Raw genomic sequence first — 16,193 nt, 5'->3', positions numbered from 1 at the left:
ACCTCCTTATTTTTCGATGATGCGGCGGATTTCCTCTACCTCTTTCTCAGTCAGAGACTGCCTGCGGGCGAAGGCAGACAGAAAGGCGGGAAGGGAGCCCTGGAACTTCTTCTCCATCAGTTCGTCCAGCTCGGACACCTGGGCGTCCTCCCTGGAGATCAGGGCGATCACCAGCCCGTCCTGATTTTTCAGCACGCCCCGTTCCCCCAACCGCTTGATGACGGTGTAGGTGGTGCTGCGCTTCCAGCCCAGCTGGGCCTGACACAGCTTTACCAGTTCTGTGGTTGTTACCGGTTCGTGCTCCCAGAGAATGAGACAGAACCGGTATTCGCTTTCAAAGATTTTGGGCGTCTCCATAGGAACCTCCTTTGTCTAATGGGATAGACTTCTTGCTTGTAGTCTATCTTATTAGACAGGCTTTGTCAAGGACATAAAAAAATTCCTGTGTTCCGAAGAGGAACACAGGAATTTTGGATTCAAACTCAGGCCAGCTGAGCCTTCGCCATCTCGGTCAGAGCGGTGAAAGCGGCCTTGTCGTTGACAGCCAGCTCGGCCAGCATCTTGCGGTTGATCTCCACGCCAGCCTTCTTCAGGCCGTTCATAAAGGTGGAGTAGTTCATGCCGTTCATCTTGCAGGCGGCGGAGATACGGGTGATCCACAGAGAGCGGAAGTCACGCTTCTTCAGCCGACGGCCGGTGTAGGCGTAGGTCAGGGACTTCATGACCTGCTCGTTGGCCATCTTGAAGTGCTTGCTCTTGGCGCCCCAGTAGCCCTTGGCCAGCTTGAGGATCTTATTTCTTCTCTTGCGCGTCATCATCGCGCCTTTAACTCTAGCCATTGTAAAAAGCCTCCTATGTTAAGGTAAAATCGGAATTATCTTATTTGTAGGGGATCATGCGCTTGATGGCGGGCTCGTTGGTCTTGTCCGCATAAGCGCCGGCGCGGAGGCCTCTCTTACGCTTGGTGTCCTTGCCGTGGCCGTTGAGCAGGTGGGACTTGAACGCATGGGCGCGCTTGACCTTACCGGACTTGGTCAGGCTGAATCTCTTCTTCGCGCCGGAGTGAGTTTTCAGTTTAGGCATGGTGGTTAACTCCTTTGTCTTTGGATTTCAGGAAATGGGTCAGGACTTTTTGTTGTCCTTGGCCACCTTGGGGGAGAGGAACATGGACATATGCCGTCCGTCCAGCTTGGGGTCCTTATCCAACGCGGCCACCTCGCTGCACTGTTCCGCAAACTTGAGCAGCAGGCCCTTGCCGATGTCGGTGTGGGCCATTTCGCGGCCGCGGAAGCGGACGGTGACCTTCACCCGATTGCCCTGGCTCAGGAACTTCTGGGCGTTGCGGAGCTTGACGTTAAAATCGTTCACGTCGATGCCCGGCGACATACGGACTTCCTTGATCTCCACGACGTGCTGATTTTTCCGGGCCTCTTTTTCCCGCTTGGTCTGCTCGAACTTGTACTTGCCATAGTCCATGAGCTTGCACACGGGGGGCACGGCGTTGGGAGAGATCTTCACCAGGTCCAGGTTCTGCTCGATGGCGCGCTCCAGCGCCTCACGGGCGGACATGATACCCAGCTGCTCGCCGCTGTCGGAAACGAGCCGGACTTCTTTGTCGCGGATCTCTTCGTTGATCTGATGACCCTGTTTGCTGATACGAAAGCACCTCCAATTCTTTGCTGCATACAAAAACGCGGTTACCGCATTCCGGTACCCGCGCCACAACAGAACAGCCACGCCGAACATACGGCGCGCCGCTGACCATGTTGACCTCTTTGCTGATGCTGGAGGTGAGGACGGAGGTACCTTCCTGCTTTATTGTGCCCAAACAGTATATCAAAGGAATGATGCAATGTCAAGTAGAAAACGGAAGAAAAAATCCAGACTATTTTTTGCTTTCCTTTTCATTGGAATTATGGCAGAATGGGGACAAGGAGGGAGTATTATGGTGCATCATGGCCTGAAACGGCTTTTTTTGACAGTTCTAACCCTTATTTTGTTGATCTTCATCTGCCCAGCCTGGGGAGCGGCGGAGAACAGCCACGACGCCGTGATTCTGTTCACCCACGATACCCATGATCATTTTTATCCTGCGCCCTCGGAAGATGGCGGGGAATATGGTGGCTATACCCGGCTGGCGACCCTTCTTGCGCTGGAACGGGTAAAATATCCCGATGCCATCACGGTGGATGGCGGCGACTTTTCCATGGGAACGCTGTTTCAGACCATCTATGCCACCCAGGCGCCGGAGCTGAAGGCACTGGGGGCTATGGGGTATGATGTGACCACCCTGGGCAACCATGAGTTTGACTACCGTGCCTCGGGCCTGGCCCAAATGCTGGAGACGGCAGCCGCCAGCGGCAGTCAGGTGCCCGCCATTGTGCAGTCCAACGGCACGGTGCTGGACGGGGAAGGCGCCGAGGAATTGCGGGCCGCTATGGAGGCCTATGGAGTGCAGAACCATATGATCCTCACCCGGGGCGGCATCAACTACGGTATTTTCGGCCTGATGGGGGAGGACGCGGATGCCTGCGCTCCCATGTCTGGCATGGAATTTGAGGCTGTGGCCGATGCTGCCCGGCGAGAGGTGGCTGCCCTGGAGGAGGAACTGGCCCAGCTGGAGGGGCCCTCCATCATTGTGTGCCTCTCCCACACCGGTACGGAAAACGGAAAAGGGGAGGACTATGAGCTGGCTAAGGCGGTGGATGGCATCGATGTGATTATCTCCGGCCACACTCACTCCACCCTGGAGGAGCCGATTCAGGTCAATGATACCCTGATTGTTTCCTGCGGAGAGTATACCACCAATCTGGGTGTGCTGGCTCTGGAGCTGGACGATGCCGGTACTGTCACGGACTATGATTACCGGCTGGTGCCGGTGGACGAGACAGTAACGGCTAATACTGAGATGGAGCGGTTGGCCCAGTCCTTCCAGCCCATCATCGAGGAGGAGTACCTCTCCCAGTTCGGACTGACCTTCGATCAGGTGTTGGCCCGGTCGGAGTTTGACTTCACCCCAATCTCCCAGTTTGGCAAGGAGCATAAAGAGGATACTTTGGGCAATCTCATTGCCGACTCCTACATCTATGCCGTGCAGCAGGCAGAGGGGGAGGACTATGTGCCGGTGGATTTCGCCGTGGTGGCAGCGGGCGTGATCCGGGAGTCCTTCTCTGCGGGAGAGATTACCACATCGGATGTGTTTAACGTCTCCTCTCTGGGCTCCGGTGCCGACGGAACCCCAGGCTATCCGCTGATCTCGGTGTGGGTCACCGGCCGGGAACTGCGGGATGCCTTTGAGGTGGACGCGTCTGTGACCGGCTTGATGCACGCCGCCCAGATCTATGGTTCGGGAATGACCTGGACCTGGAACCCCTATCGGATCATCCTCAATCGGGTAAATGACTATGCCCAGGTGCTGCCTGACGGTACTACCGTGCCGCTGGAGAATGACAAGCTCTACCGAGTGGTGACCGGATTGTATACCGGACAGATGCTGGGTACCGTCAATGACCAGTCCTTTGGTATTCTGACCATAACGCCCAAGGATGCCCAAGGTAACCCGGTGACCAATTTTGAGGACCAGATCATTTATACCCCAAATGGCTCGGAACTGAAGGAGTGGTATGCGCTGGCCACTTACCTCCAGTCCATGGGTACGGTGGACCAGCGTTATGCCGCACCAGAGGGACGGAAGGTGGAGGAGGCGTCCCTGAATCCGGTGAGCCTGCTGAAAGGGCTGAACCTGGTAGGCTGGATCGCTCTTGTAGTCTGCCTTGTAGTGCTGGCTCTGATCGTATTTATTGTTTATCGCATTGCCACCAGAGGACGCCGCCGCCGTTATGGAGGACAAAAGGGACGTGGTTACCACCGCTATCGTGGATAAAGGAATCAGGGCCTGCCGCAACAAGCGGCAGGCCCTGATGGTTATGACTCTGCATTTTTGTGGGAGACAGGCAGGGGAGCGATGGAACCTACGCACCGATTGATGGGGGTGCCCAGGTTGTGGAATTTTTCCTCATAGTCGGTCATAACGCCGCAGATACCATTGGCATGGAGATCGCGGGTGACCTGAGAGAGTTGGAACCCGGCCTTGGGGAACTGGAACAGAGACCACTCAAACAGATCGTGGTTATCTGTCTTAAAGTGGATCTCACCCTTCCGGGAAAGAATTTGACGGTAGCGAAGCAGAAAATCAGGGTGAGTCAGGCGGCGCTTGGCGTGCCGGTTGCCGGGCCAGGGATCACAGAAATTGATATAGATGCGATCCACCTCGCTGGGGGCAAAGAGTTCAGTTAGGTCGGCGGCATCGCCGTCGATAAAGAAGACATTGTGCAGATCCATGGCGCATACCCGCTCCATGGCGATGACCATAGCGTCAGGCACCCGTTCCACCGCAATGTAGAGGGCCTGAGGATTTTGTGCGGCGGTCTCGGCAGTAAAACGGCCCTTACCGCAGCCCAGTTCCAGGTAGAGAACGCTTGCCTGGGGCATCAGGCTCATCCAACGGCCCCGCAGGGCAGCAGGATCAGAGATCAGAACACGGGCACACCGCTCCATCCGGGGGGCCAGGTTGGGCTTTTTTCTCATTCGCATCGATTTATTCACCTCACAAAGAGCATCATAACATATTTGATTGGATACTTGCAATCCTTGGCGGCATATATTATAATGATACCTGTTATGCAGGTAAACCACATATCCGGGTGTAGCGAAGGTGGTATCGCGCTTGATTTGGGAGGATACGCCCGGGCCACCCCACAACTTAATATCCGGGTGTAGCGCAGCTGGTAGCGCGCCTGCTTTGGGAGCGTGAGGCCGGAGTTCGAGCCACATTTCCCCAAAATCCTGGAAACCTCTGGGACGCTAAGGCCGACGGAGTTTTGCCCCTCGCCGGGAACGGGTCAAAAGCCGGCGCTGACCCCATATTTGACCACAGTTGAAAAACTTCATAACCGGGTGTAGCGCAGTTGGTAGCGCGCTTGCTTTGGGAGCAAGATGCCGGGAGTTCGAGTCTCCCCACTCGGACCAACTAAGGTTGCTGAAAAAGATGCAACCCCTGAAACCCTTGCTGCGGCAAGGGTTTCAGCCGTTTCAGAGGACAAAATCGAGCACCAGACGAGATGGAGATGCAAAAGGCCATTTTCGTGATGTGGGGTGATTCGAACCTCTGAGCAAAGAGAAAACAGCGAGAGAAGCCCCCGCTGGTAGTTCAAATCGAACTGCCAACGGGGGCTTCTCTCTTTTTATTACATTATTACATAGCTGTTTCAGTTGGTGGTATTGCTTGCTTTGTCCTTGGTTCCTTGGTGGTCTTGGTAATAGCTTTCTGACATGGTTTTGGATATACTTGCGTTGCAAAACGAGGAAAGGAGAGCAGACCATGGCAGACAAGAAAAACCTATGCGCTCAAATCGACATCGCCCTGCACAACCGGGTAACAGAAGAAAAAGACCGCCTGGAGATGACCACCAGCCAGTACATCGCAGCACTGCTCACTGAATACTACAAGATGAAAGATGAGAATGGAGGAATCAACATGACAGGCAGCAGAACGATGGCATTTCAGATCCCCGAGGAACTCTTCCAGCGCATCAAGACCCACCTGGCCAGAGAAACGGCTCGGACCGGCGTAAAGCTCACCCAGCGGGACTTCGTCCTGGGCCTGATCGAGCAGGCGCTGGCGGAAGCCGAAGCCAGCCTGGCCCCACAGGAGGCCCCTGAGAGCACCGAGGAAGCCCCGGAGGACAACGGAGCCGCCGGTACCACCCCAGACGCCAGCGAGGCCAGCACGGAGGCGGAGAGAGACACAGCGGACATCGAACAATAACACAAGGCGTCAAAGCAAGGGGCCGGAGGACACATCGTAAGCAGATGCGTCCTCCGGCCCCTTTTTTGTTTTTTCTAAGAAGGGGGGTGAACATGATACAAACGTCAGAAAAAACTCGTTTTACAGAGGCTGAAATGGCTACTGTCCGAGACACGGACCTTCCGGATCTGCTGATCTCCCTGGGCTACCAGGTGAAGCGGATCGGCAGGTACTACACCACGCAGGAGATGGACAGCATCCGGATCAAGGACAGACGTACCTGGTTCCGCTACTCAGAGGGCATCGGCGGAGATGCCATCACATTCCTCCAGCGGTTCTATAACAAAAGTTTCCCGGAGGCCGTGGAGTACCTGCTGACCTGGCATGGCCGCGCCCGTGACTCTCCCCCGGTGAGCACTCCGCGGCAGACCAAGGAAAAGGAGGAAAAGGTCCCCTTTACCCTCCCCCCTGCCAACGTGGATCACCGCAGGGTGTTTGCCTATCTCCGCAAGCGTGGGATCGCACCCCAAGTGATCCGGGGCTTTGTGGAGGCTGGATTGCTGTACGAGGACGCCCAACATCACAACTGTGTCTTTGTTGGCCGGGACCAATCAGGAGCGCCGGTATTTGCCAATCAACGAGGAACCTATGATTGGAACGGCAGCAGCTTTAAGGGGGATGTCCCAGGCAGCAATAAGGACATCGCATTTCGACTTTACTGCAGCAAGAAGCATGATGCAGTTCTTGTCTTTGAGGCCCCAATCGACCTGATGAGCTTCTGCACCCTGCACCGGAAAGTAACCTCCAACGCGGTGGCACTGTGTGGGCTGTACGAAGGAGGACTGCGGACCTATCTGCGAGACAACCCACACATACGCAGGATTATTCTGTGCCTGGATAACGATGAACATGGTCGGCAGGCAACCCAAAAGCTCCGAGAAATGTTCTCCGCAGAGGACTATGAGGTGTCTCAACAACTTCCTCCACAGGGAAAGGATTGGAATGAGTATCTGCTGCAACGAAATGTGCTCCGGGAAAGGGGGTGACAATTTCCAAAAGAAGAAATAACAATATGATTTCCGGCAAATCAAAAGAAAAATTGTTGTAGGAGGAATCCAGTATGAAACGCATTTTGACCACGATGTGCGCCCTGACCCTGCTCCTGGCGGCATCTGTCCCTGCTCTGGCCGTTGAACCGGAGCAGAGTGCCAGTTACTACCCCACATCGGTGGAGGAGTATATGGAGGGAGACAGCCCCAGGATCAAGAAAGTGTACCAGCTGTCCCTGGCAGATGACCCATCCCAGATTCCCACCGAGGATTTTGAGCGGGATGGCCGCCTCTATTATCTGCTGGATATGACGCGGAAGGACGAGGTTGGGGTGGACATCCAGACCATCACCCAGACCAAAACTCTGGCCAGCGAGACCAACAATATGGAGAAGATCCTCCAGAGTCTGGAACCGCAGATGGAGGTAACCACAGAGGACGGTTATACCGGCACTCTGACACTGGATCATACCACTGTTAAGGTAGCGGCAGACGGTTATGCTACCCGGACAAAGGATCTCTCCGCCACCCGCACCTATCCCAATCTCTCGGAAGCGGATCTATCTTTGATTCCAAAGAGCATTGAGGACAATGGAAAAAGCCTGACTCTGGCAGACGTCCAGTGGGCCGAGACCAGTGAAGCCGGGGCGGATGGGGCCGTCACCCGATATACTGCCACCGTCAAATATACCGGCACTACCAGCAGCACCTATGCTACCGGCTACACTGTTACGGCAGACTATACCGGCCAAGTTTCCAAAACCAACTGCTCTGTGTTGACCTATACCGCCATTTTCGGCAGCATGGAGGTCCCCGAGGCGCAGACAGACCCAGCCCCCACAAATACCCCTTCCAGCGAAAACTCAAATGGGGCCACGGCAGAAATTGACATCAAACAGCCCCTCCTGATTGGCGGTGCGGTTCTCCTACTGACTGCAGGTGGGGTTTTCCTGTTCAAGCGGTACAAAGGAAGGAGCTGATTCAACTGAAGCTGAGAGCACTTCTGCTGGCCACCATGCTATGCGCCCTATGTGTGGGCCAGGCCAGCGCCCTGGAATATACCATGGAGGCCCCGGACGATTACCTGTTCGGCAGACCTACCAGCGATGACACCATCTACGAATGGGAAGATCCCAATGTAGACCGGAGTAAGAACACCGCCCTGATCCCGCCTGGATTTGGCACACCTACCAGTTACCTCCCCGGCAGCGGCGACCCTCTGACGCCCAATCTTATCCCCAGCGCTCTGGATGGCGGCGGGCTGGTGTCCCAGACAGGGAGCGTCAACTATCCTGTGATCGACACAGAAAATGGGGGCAGTTCTGGCCAGGACGTCGGCTATACTGCCGTCACCAGCGATCTCTACTACTCCGGCGGACATCTGGGGACGCTCAAGATCCCGGCTATCGGCCTGTCTACCAAGGTCTACGAAGGGACAGACAGCAGCACTCTGGCAAAAGGGGCCGGTCATTTCCCTGGCACTAGTATCTGGGACGGCAACTGCTGCATTGCGGGTCACAACCGCGGGGTCCGGGATGATTTTGGAGACCTGCATACCCTGGAGCCAGGCGATACCATTACCTGGACCACCAAGCTGGGCACACGCACCTATCAGGTGGTCAGTGTAGAAAAGGTATTGGAGACAGATACCAGCGGCACCGCCACTACCAGTGACAACCGTATCACGTTGTTTACCTGTGTGCGGGATCAGCGGGCATACCGCTGGTGTGTCCAGGCTGTGGAATACTAAACGCAGTGCATCTCCCAAATTGGGAAATGCACTGCGTTTTTTTCGCTTAGTTTCTGCGAAACCCTGACTGAATTACTTCCAGAAAGAGGTGATGAACAGATTGTTGTTCATGCCTCTTTCTGTCCATTTTAAGGAGGGCTTATGAAAAAACTGCTTTCAATGTTTTTGGCCTGCGTTTTGCTGCTTGGAATTCTTCCGACCTCCGCTTGGGCCGCGGATAGTGTAGAAGCGGCGCTGGGCGAAGTGGACATTTATAACGGCGGATATGAGCTGGGTTATCTGTCCATCAACGGCGCTGTCAAGAAGCAAGACTACACCTATTTCATGTATAAGAGCAATGATGGGACAACCAAAGAAGTTCCGGCATATTGTGTGAATCCGTATCTCAAAGGTGTTCCCCAAAAGGTAGAACCCGGCGAAAGCATTAAATATCTTGCGGAGGAACGCTCCAGCGATCCCAAGGTCGTGGGCATTATCTCCAACGGTTACCCCCACCGCAGTCTGGGTGAACTGAATTTGGATAACAAGTATCAGGCGTATTACGCCACAAAGATGGCCCTCTGGTGTTATTTGCTTTCCACCTGGGACATCAACAATCTAAAGGTGGCCCCCGGCCTTTCCGGTTCTGAACTGGACATTGGCAACCGCATCCTGGCCGCCGCCAAGGACATCTACAAGCGCGGCACCACCTACAACTATATGCTCACGCCCAAAATGACAGCCACCCCAGACCATTCCGTGGCCTATCCTGTCAGTGTTGAGGGTAAGGACTACTATCAGCAGGTGTTTACGGTTTGGAGCGAGACATGGGTCTACGATTACGACATTTCTGTCGCCTTTCAGGACCCCTCTGCCGTTCCCAATGGCACCCGGATCGTCAACATGGACAACCAGGATGTGACCTCTGTTGCTGCGGAAGGAACCGGAGACGGCTACTCCGCTCAATTCAAGGTGCTGTACCCCGCGGAATCCATCCAGAACCAAAGTGGCAGCGTCCAGCTTGCACTGTCCGCCTCCGTGGCGCAGTATGCCGCCATGTATGCCATCTGCCAGGAGAAGGATAAGTACGGCGACCTGCAAAATTATATCTGCGACCTGGATAACAATGTACGTCTGGATGTGGCTGCTATCAGTAACTATTATGACGGTCAGGACCCCGACCCGGATGAGACCGCGCTGAAAATCGTAAAGCTGGAGGAGGGCACAAAAATCCCACTGGAGGGCGCGGTGTTCTCTGTGTACGATCCAGAGGGACGCAAGGTTGGCTCTTTCTCTACTGGCCCGGACGGGACCGTGGTAATCCCTCTGACCCTTGAGGGCCACTATACGGTAACCGAGGAGATCCCGCCCCGGTATCATCTTTTGCCGGATGAGCGCACCCAGCACGCGGATGTGGAGTACAACAAGATTGCAACCCTGACTTTCTGGAACGCCCCCTACGGCTCACTTCGGGTGGAGAAAAAGAGTGACACTGGAGATCTGCTTTCCGGTGTAACCATCCAGATCAAGCACTTGGAGAGCGGCCAGACCCGGAGCGGTCAGACCACCACCGGAGGTTCCATCACCTTCGACCAGCTTGAACCCGGCGCATGGGAAGTGCGTGAGCTGGCAGGAATCGAGGGCTGGAAAGCTGTGACCGATACCGTTCAGACGGTCAATGTGGTGTCAGGCGAGGAATCCACCGCTACCATTATCAATGAAGAACTTCCTGGTCTGCGGATCATCAAGTATGACCGAAAGACGATGGAGCTTATGCCGGATGTGGCGTTTGAAATCTTCCGGGATAATGTTTCCCTGGGCATCTTCCGTACCAATGAACAGGGCGAAATTCTCCTGGTCAACCAGCCCGAGGGCAGTTATCGGATCGAGGAACGAAACCCCGGAGACGATGAGCATATTATAGATACCACCCCCCAATATGCGGAGTTGACCACGGGCATGGGCATTGTGGAACGGGTGTTTTATAATGACCAGCTGCCCGGCATCCATCTTATCAAGGTAGACAGTGCGGATCTCAGTAAGCCGATTGCCAATGTCAAATTCCGCATTGAGGCGGTGGACGGCTCCTGGGGACCGGAGGAATATACGACTTCGGAGGATGGGACCATCGACCTCTCCAAGCTCCCCGTGGGCGCTTATGTGGTGACTGAACTGGAGTGTCCGGGATATGTGATTGACGAGGCACAGAGGATCATCCACCTGGATGGAAATGAGACGGCCCAGTTTGTCTTTACCAACAGCAAGCTGCCTTCCCTCCGCCTCACAAAAATCAGTTCGGATGGCTCCGCCCTGGCCGGAGTGACATACAGCCTGACCCGGATTGAGGATGGCAGCCGGTATATGGATCAGACCACTTCCAGCACAGGTACGATCATTTGGGAGGGCTTACAGCCTGGAGTATATTCCCTAAAGGAAACCGACACAGTATCAGACCACATTTTGGACGAAAAGGAATATCATGTAGAATTATTCCCCGGTAAGGACAGCACCATCGTTTTGGAGAACGATAAGAGGCCAAACCTCACCATTTGGAAGCGTGACGCAGACAGCGGCGCTCCCGTGGAGGGCGCAGTTTTCCTTGTAAAGACAGCAGACGGCCACAGTGTGGCCGAGGTGACCACTGGCCCGGATGGTTCCGCCAAGGTCCCCAACCTCCTGCCTATGGTCTATGAGGTAATCGAGAAGTCTGTGCCGTCGCCTTACCTGCCGGACGCTCCCAGCCAGCTTGTCACTCTCTATCCCAATCGGGACAGAGAGGTATATTTTGAAAACCACAAAAAGCCGTCTGTCACCATCCAGAAGGAAAACTCCGTCACGCATGACCCCATTGAATCCGCCGAGTTTCACATCACATGGTCCAGCAATAAGACGGAAACTGGGGAACAGCGGGATCTGGGAACCTTCCAGACAGATGAGGCGGGTCAGATCATCCTGGAGGCCATTGAGGATGGCTGGCTGAAAATTGAGGAGACCAAACCTGCGCCTGGCTTCCAGGCTCCCGACAATCCTGTTACGGAGGTCTATGTCAAGGGCGGCGAAAACAAGACCATCACCATTTCCAACATCCCCCTGTCAGCGTTGGTGGTCTACAAGCAGGACAGCGTGACCGGGGCTGGAATCTCCGGCTGCCGCTTCCAACTGAAATATCTGGGTGGCGAGGTCAGCGGCAGCGGTGGCACCGTGATCGGCACTTACACGACTTCGGCCAACGGCTCCTTCACTGTCACTGGGCTCAAAAAGGGCTACTACATCTGCGAGGAGTTGGAGAGCGACAGCAGCCACGTGATTGACGCCGCGCCCCAGTCCTTCTATATTTCCGGCGAGGATCAGGACATCGTGACCCTCTACTTCTCCAACGCCCCCAAGGGAGGCGTCCTGGTCAAGAAGGTATCGGCAGCAGACAATTCCCCGCTCTCCGATGTGGAGTTCCTGGTGACAAAATCGGACGGCTCCGTGGTGGGTGATGCCAACGGCAAGTTCGTGACGGATTCCACCGGCAGTTTTCTGGTGGAAGGGGTAGAACCTGGAACTACACTGGTCATCAAGGAAACCCGTGCCAAGCCCGGCTTCCTGCTGGATGATGCACCTCAGACCGTTCAGGTCAAAGAGGGCCAGACCGTCACCGTAGAATTTCGGAACCAGCCTTTGGGCAATCTGGTAATTGAGAAGTGGGGACGGAACGGCTCTACGGAAGTCCCCCTGGAGGGCGTCAAATTTGAGATTAAGTACGCCAATGGGCAGTATGTGGATGCCGCAGGAGGCACGTTGTCCAGCAATGGTATCTATTATTCCGACTCCACAGGTAAGGTCATCCTGTCCGGGATCACTGGCACGGTGGTAGTGACTGAACTTGAGAGCGTGCCTGGGTACACTATCGACCCGGATAGCCAGAGCCAGACTGTCACCATTAACCCCAATGACACACAGACGATCCGATTTTATAACAATGCTGTGGGCGGCGTGGAGTTGATTAAAGTCTCCGAAGCGGACAAGACGGAGCGCATCCCCAATACCACCTTTGAAATCCGGCGGGTGTCGGATGATGCCCTGGTGGACACCGTGACCACCGGGGAGAGCGGCAGCGTCTTTGTAACACTGGAGGATAACAATTATTATGCCGTGGAGATCGAGAGTGCCGAGGGGTTCAAGCTGGACAGCACGCCCCATTATTTCACCATAAAGAATGGGCAGACCACGAAACTGACCGTAACCAATGCGCCCATGTCCGGCATCCTGCTTCACAAAATTTCTACTGCTGATGGTAAGGGCATCCCTGGTGTGTCGTTCATCCTGTATGACAGCGGCCACAACCCCATCGACCAGCAGACCACCGACGACCGAGGCTATGCCTGGTTTGAGGACTTGACCGAGAGTGGCCGGTACTATCTGCGCGAACTGGAGAATGAGGGGTATATCCCAGACACCCAACTCCGTACAGTCTATGTCAAAGCTGGGGAAACCACATTGGTAGAGTGGGAAAATACCCCCATCACAGGACAAATCCAAATCGTCAAGAAGTCCGCCGACTACAACCCCACCAACGGACTGCCTGCTGGAACACTGCTGGAGGGGGCCGTGTTTGAGATCTATGATAAAGCGGGTAACCTGGTAGACACCATCCGCTCTGATAGCCGAGGGCTGGCCGTGTCCAAACCTTTGCCTCTCTCCCGCTATACCATACGGGAGGTCAAGGCTCCGGCCAATTACGGCGTAAATGAAACGGAACTCACTGCCTATCTTGAACATGAGGGACAGATCGTCAAATTTGAGGTGACCAACAAGAGCCTAACTACCGGCGTATCCATCACCAAAACCGGCCCCAAGGAGATCATGGCAGGCCAGCCGGTACGCTATACCTTCTCCGGCATCGCCAATAGCTCCAATGTCCGGCTGGACAACTTTTATTGGCGCGATACCCTCCCCGCAGAGGTACGGCTGGACACGGTGGTCACCGGAACCTATAACTTCCCCGGCACCTATAAGATCACCTACCGTGTGAACGGTGGCGAGTATCGGACCCTGGCAGACAACCTGTCCACCAGCAAGAACTACACCCTGGCTGCCTCGGCCACCGCACTGGGCCTTGCCAGCAATGAACGGGTCACAGAGGTCATGTTCGTCTTTGGACAGGCCCCTGCTGGCTTTGCCCAGGTAGAAAAGCCGTACCTCCACTGCACCGCCGTGGCCAACCTGGCCTCCACCTCGTTTGTCAATGTGGCCGACGTGGGCGGCGTCTACAACGGCCAGTGGGTGCAGGCTGTCAGCCGCTGGGTGACCACGGTGTACGGCAAACCTGCCATTCCCACCCTGCCCCGGACGGGGTATTAAGCCCTTGGGGGACTCACAGAAGCTGTGAGTCCCCCTCCTTCTTACAACCAACTATTCTAACAGAAAAAGGAGAAATGAACGATGTTGAAGATCACTGCCACTGGAAATCTGACCAATGATGTGGAGCTGAAGATGAACGAAACCACGGGCAAGCCCTATGCCATCCTGCGCATCGCCTCGGACCGCCGCTATCGGGATCAGGAGGGCAACCGGCTCACCGACTTCATCTCCATCAAGGTGCGCGGCCCCCTGGCCGAGTTCTGTGCTGCCTATGCCTGGAAGGGCTGCAAGCTGGCCGCCACCGGCGACTTCGAGACCATCACTTTTTCTGACGATCCCACCCGCCAGCCCGGCTTCCTGATCAAGGCTACGGAGGTGGAGCTCCTCTCCCCCCGTCGGGCAGAGGAGGCAACCGCTGCCGAGCAGAACCAGGCCGAGTGTGAGGCCGCCTGATGAAGAACACTGGGATCATTTACAGCAGCACAGAGCGCACCCCTGTTGTGCTGCCTGAGATGGCCGAGCTGCTCCCGCCTTTGAGCGAGGAGCAGCTCGGCGCGCTGGAGACGGACCTCCTGAAAAATGGGTGCTATACCTCCATCATCGTCAATGAGGATCTGGTCGTCATTGACGGGCATAACCGAAAATCCCTGTGCGACAAGCACGGCCTGCCCTATCAGATGCTGGTGTTCGCCTTTGACGATCTGCTGGAGGCCAAGCAGTGGGCGCTGGATACCCAGAAAGGCCGCCGTAACCTGGACAAGTGGGAACTGGGCAAGATCGCCCTGAAGCTCAAGCCGGAGATCGAAGCCAGGGCCAAGGCAAACCAGGGTACGCGAACTGACCTTTCGGCAACATTGCCGGAAAGTTCCGTTCCTGTTGACACCCGCAAAGAACTGGCAGACTCCGTTGGCCTGGGTGAGCGGACCATGGGCAAAGTGATGCAGATCGACGAGCACGCCCCTGCAGCGGTCAAGGAGGCGCTGGACAAGAAGGAACTGTCCATCAACCAGGGCTACCAGATCACCAAGCAGGTGGAGGATCTGCCGGAGGAGCAGCGGGAGCAGGCCGCTCAGGAGGCGTTGGACATCCTGAGAGCAAAAAAGGAAATCCAGGAAAAGGACGCGGAGATCGACCGTGAGGGGAAGATCGCCGGGGTCTTCTGCAAGGCGTATGAAAAGGCGGTCCTGCTGGACCCCACAGAGGAAAATGTCCGGATCTGGGCTAAATGCACCCGCATGACCAGGGACGAGATGGAAGATACGGTGAAAGAATCCCGTGAATTGGCGGAGGTGTTTCGGACCATTGCCGACCTCATGGAGCGCCTCCTGCCGGAAAGGGGGACGCTATGACGGAAATGAGTGTCCGCCAGTGGCAGGAGCGGTTCCGTGCCGGGGATTTTTCCTCGAAAGATCGTGCCGTTCAGTGTGAGGCCGGGTGGTATGACTGGTTCTGTCAGGATGACGCGCTGGCCGGACGGCTCCAGAAGTTGAGCAAGGTGGTCATGGGGATCACCGACCCCTATATCCTGGACCACTACTATGTCTGGTTCAAGAACAACTGCCCGCTGTCCGGCCCGCTCTATGATGACGTGCGGTTTGAACCGCTGCATGGTGACCGCAACGGGAGATATTTTGTGGTCATCCGGGACAGTCCCCATGAGACCCATAAGTGGACCATCTACACGGAGCGCCATGGATTTGAACAGCCGGAATTCACCTGTGCAAACGTGTGGGATATGCTCCGCCATATCAACACCATGGCCCCGGAAACCTGGCGCGGTGATCCGCAGCCTGCAAAAGCGCCGCATTCCCCTCAAAAGAAGCGAAAGGAGGCAGAACGATGAACCGGGAAAACGCGGGTGCCAAGCCGACTGCTCCGCCCAGACTGCCGCCAGAGGCTGAGCAGGAGATCCTGGAGGCGTTGTTCGAGGGGATGGAGATCCACTCCAGCGAGATCGCTGCGATCCTGAAAAAGCATGGCGTGTGCGGGGATGTGGAGGCCCTCCAGGATAGCTACCGCAAGCGCCTGGGCCAGCGTCTCATGGCCAGTCTCCGGGATGATACCGGGCGGCGTGAGGTGCTGGCCAACGGAAAAGGCAGCTATGTAGTGCTGGAGGGCTGCGGCGACAGGCGGCAGCTCAAGCAGATCCACCGCCGTATCCAAAACCAGATGAAAGGACTGGATCTCTCGGCGCGGAAAGTGTCCGGCAGGCTGACTGTTCTGGAACGGCTGACCCAAAAGTGGAGAAGGGCTGGTTGAG

At 55.8% G+C, this 16,193-nt stretch carries 15 protein-coding genes and 1 tRNA gene; 11 read left to right on the top strand and 5 right to left on the bottom strand.

The annotated features are described in order from the left end of the window. Positions 1-6: 6 nt before the first annotated feature. From B5G42_RS01315 to infC, 4 genes are all read right to left on the bottom strand, one after another. Positions 7-357: a BlaI/MecI/CopY family transcriptional regulator gene (locus B5G42_RS01315; RefSeq protein ID WP_087265931.1), complete on the bottom strand. Its 351-nt coding sequence runs from the start codon at positions 355-357 to the stop codon at positions 7-9. 125 nt (positions 358-482) lie between these two features. Beyond that, on the bottom strand, positions 483-839 hold the full coding sequence (gene rplT, locus B5G42_RS01310) for a 50S ribosomal protein L20 (RefSeq protein WP_087188807.1): 357 nt from the start codon (positions 837-839) through the stop codon (positions 483-485). A gap of 40 nt (positions 840-879) precedes the next feature. Further along, the gene (gene rpmI, locus B5G42_RS01305) at positions 880-1,083 is read right to left on the bottom strand and encodes a 50S ribosomal protein L35 (RefSeq protein WP_087188806.1); all 204 of its coding nucleotides are present in this window, start codon (positions 1,081-1,083) and stop codon (positions 880-882) included. Positions 1,084-1,122: 39 nt separating this feature from the next. Next, positions 1,123-1,689: a translation initiation factor IF-3 gene (gene infC / locus B5G42_RS01300; RefSeq protein ID WP_242961092.1), complete on the bottom strand. Its 567-nt coding sequence runs from the start codon at positions 1,687-1,689 to the stop codon at positions 1,123-1,125. 307 nt (positions 1,690-1,996) lie between these two features. Between infC and B5G42_RS01295 the strand changes: the two genes are divergently transcribed. Beyond that, positions 1,997-3,883, top strand: a complete 1,887-nt coding sequence (locus B5G42_RS01295) for a bifunctional metallophosphatase/5'-nucleotidase (protein WP_242961091.1) — start codon at positions 1,997-1,999, stop codon at positions 3,881-3,883. 41 nt (positions 3,884-3,924) lie between these two features. Here B5G42_RS01295 and trmB read toward each other — a convergent pair whose 3' ends face one another. Next, positions 3,925-4,593: a tRNA (guanosine(46)-N7)-methyltransferase TrmB gene (gene trmB / locus B5G42_RS01290; protein WP_087265925.1), complete on the bottom strand. Its 669-nt coding sequence runs from the start codon at positions 4,591-4,593 to the stop codon at positions 3,925-3,927. A gap of 359 nt (positions 4,594-4,952) precedes the next feature. Between trmB and B5G42_RS01285 the strand changes: the two genes are divergently transcribed. The 10 genes from B5G42_RS01285 to B5G42_RS01240 all read left to right on the top strand — a co-directional run bounded on the left by B5G42_RS01285 (position 4,953) and on the right by B5G42_RS01240 (position 16,192). Continuing rightward, positions 4,953-5,028 (top strand) — tRNA-Pro (locus tag B5G42_RS01285). Between the two features lie 352 nt (positions 5,029-5,380). Further along, entirely contained in the window at positions 5,381-5,827 is a 447-nt protein-coding gene (locus B5G42_RS01280) for a translation initiation factor 2 (protein WP_087265923.1), read from the top strand. 134 nt (positions 5,828-5,961) lie between these two features. After that, positions 5,962-6,852, top strand: a complete 891-nt coding sequence (locus B5G42_RS01275) for a toprim domain-containing protein (protein ID WP_242959898.1) — start codon at positions 5,962-5,964, stop codon at positions 6,850-6,852. 74 nt (positions 6,853-6,926) lie between these two features. Beyond that, positions 6,927-7,835, top strand: a complete 909-nt coding sequence (locus B5G42_RS01270; protein ID WP_087265918.1) for a hypothetical protein — start codon at positions 6,927-6,929, stop codon at positions 7,833-7,835. A 35-nt stretch (positions 7,836-7,870) separates the two neighbouring features. Further along, complete coding sequence (locus B5G42_RS01265) at positions 7,871-8,605, top strand: class D sortase (protein ID WP_087265916.1); 735 nt, start codon at positions 7,871-7,873, stop codon at positions 8,603-8,605. Positions 8,606-8,746: 141 nt separating this feature from the next. Continuing rightward, complete coding sequence (locus B5G42_RS01260; RefSeq protein WP_087265914.1) at positions 8,747-13,933, top strand: SpaA isopeptide-forming pilin-related protein; 5,187 nt, start codon at positions 8,747-8,749, stop codon at positions 13,931-13,933. An 81-nt stretch (positions 13,934-14,014) separates the two neighbouring features. Further along, positions 14,015-14,386 carry a single-stranded DNA-binding protein gene (locus tag B5G42_RS01255; RefSeq protein WP_087265912.1) on the top strand — a complete coding sequence of 124 codons (372 nt, stop codon included), beginning with the start codon at positions 14,015-14,017 and terminating at the stop codon, positions 14,384-14,386. Continuing rightward, positions 14,386-15,282, top strand: coding sequence for a hypothetical protein (locus B5G42_RS01250; protein ID WP_087265911.1), 897 nt, complete (start codon positions 14,386-14,388; stop codon positions 15,280-15,282). The genes B5G42_RS01255 and B5G42_RS01250 overlap by 1 nt, the downstream gene beginning before the upstream one ends. Continuing rightward, positions 15,279-15,776 carry a hypothetical protein gene (locus tag B5G42_RS01245; RefSeq protein WP_087265909.1) on the top strand — a complete coding sequence of 166 codons (498 nt, stop codon included), beginning with the start codon at positions 15,279-15,281 and terminating at the stop codon, positions 15,774-15,776. Before B5G42_RS01250 ends, B5G42_RS01245 begins: the two co-directional genes overlap by 4 nt. Continuing rightward, positions 15,773-16,192, top strand: coding sequence for a synapsin-1 (Synapsin I) (locus tag B5G42_RS01240; protein ID WP_087265907.1), 420 nt, complete (start codon positions 15,773-15,775; stop codon positions 16,190-16,192). The genes B5G42_RS01245 and B5G42_RS01240 overlap by 4 nt, the downstream gene beginning before the upstream one ends. The last annotated feature ends 1 nt before the right edge of the window (position 16,193 follow it).

The organism is Flavonifractor sp. An91, from assembly GCF_002159225.1.
In the GTDB taxonomy this organism is placed as follows: Bacteria; Bacillota; Clostridia; order Oscillospirales; family Oscillospiraceae; genus Flavonifractor; species Flavonifractor avicola.
This window is presented reverse-complemented; position numbering and strand designations above follow the sequence as displayed.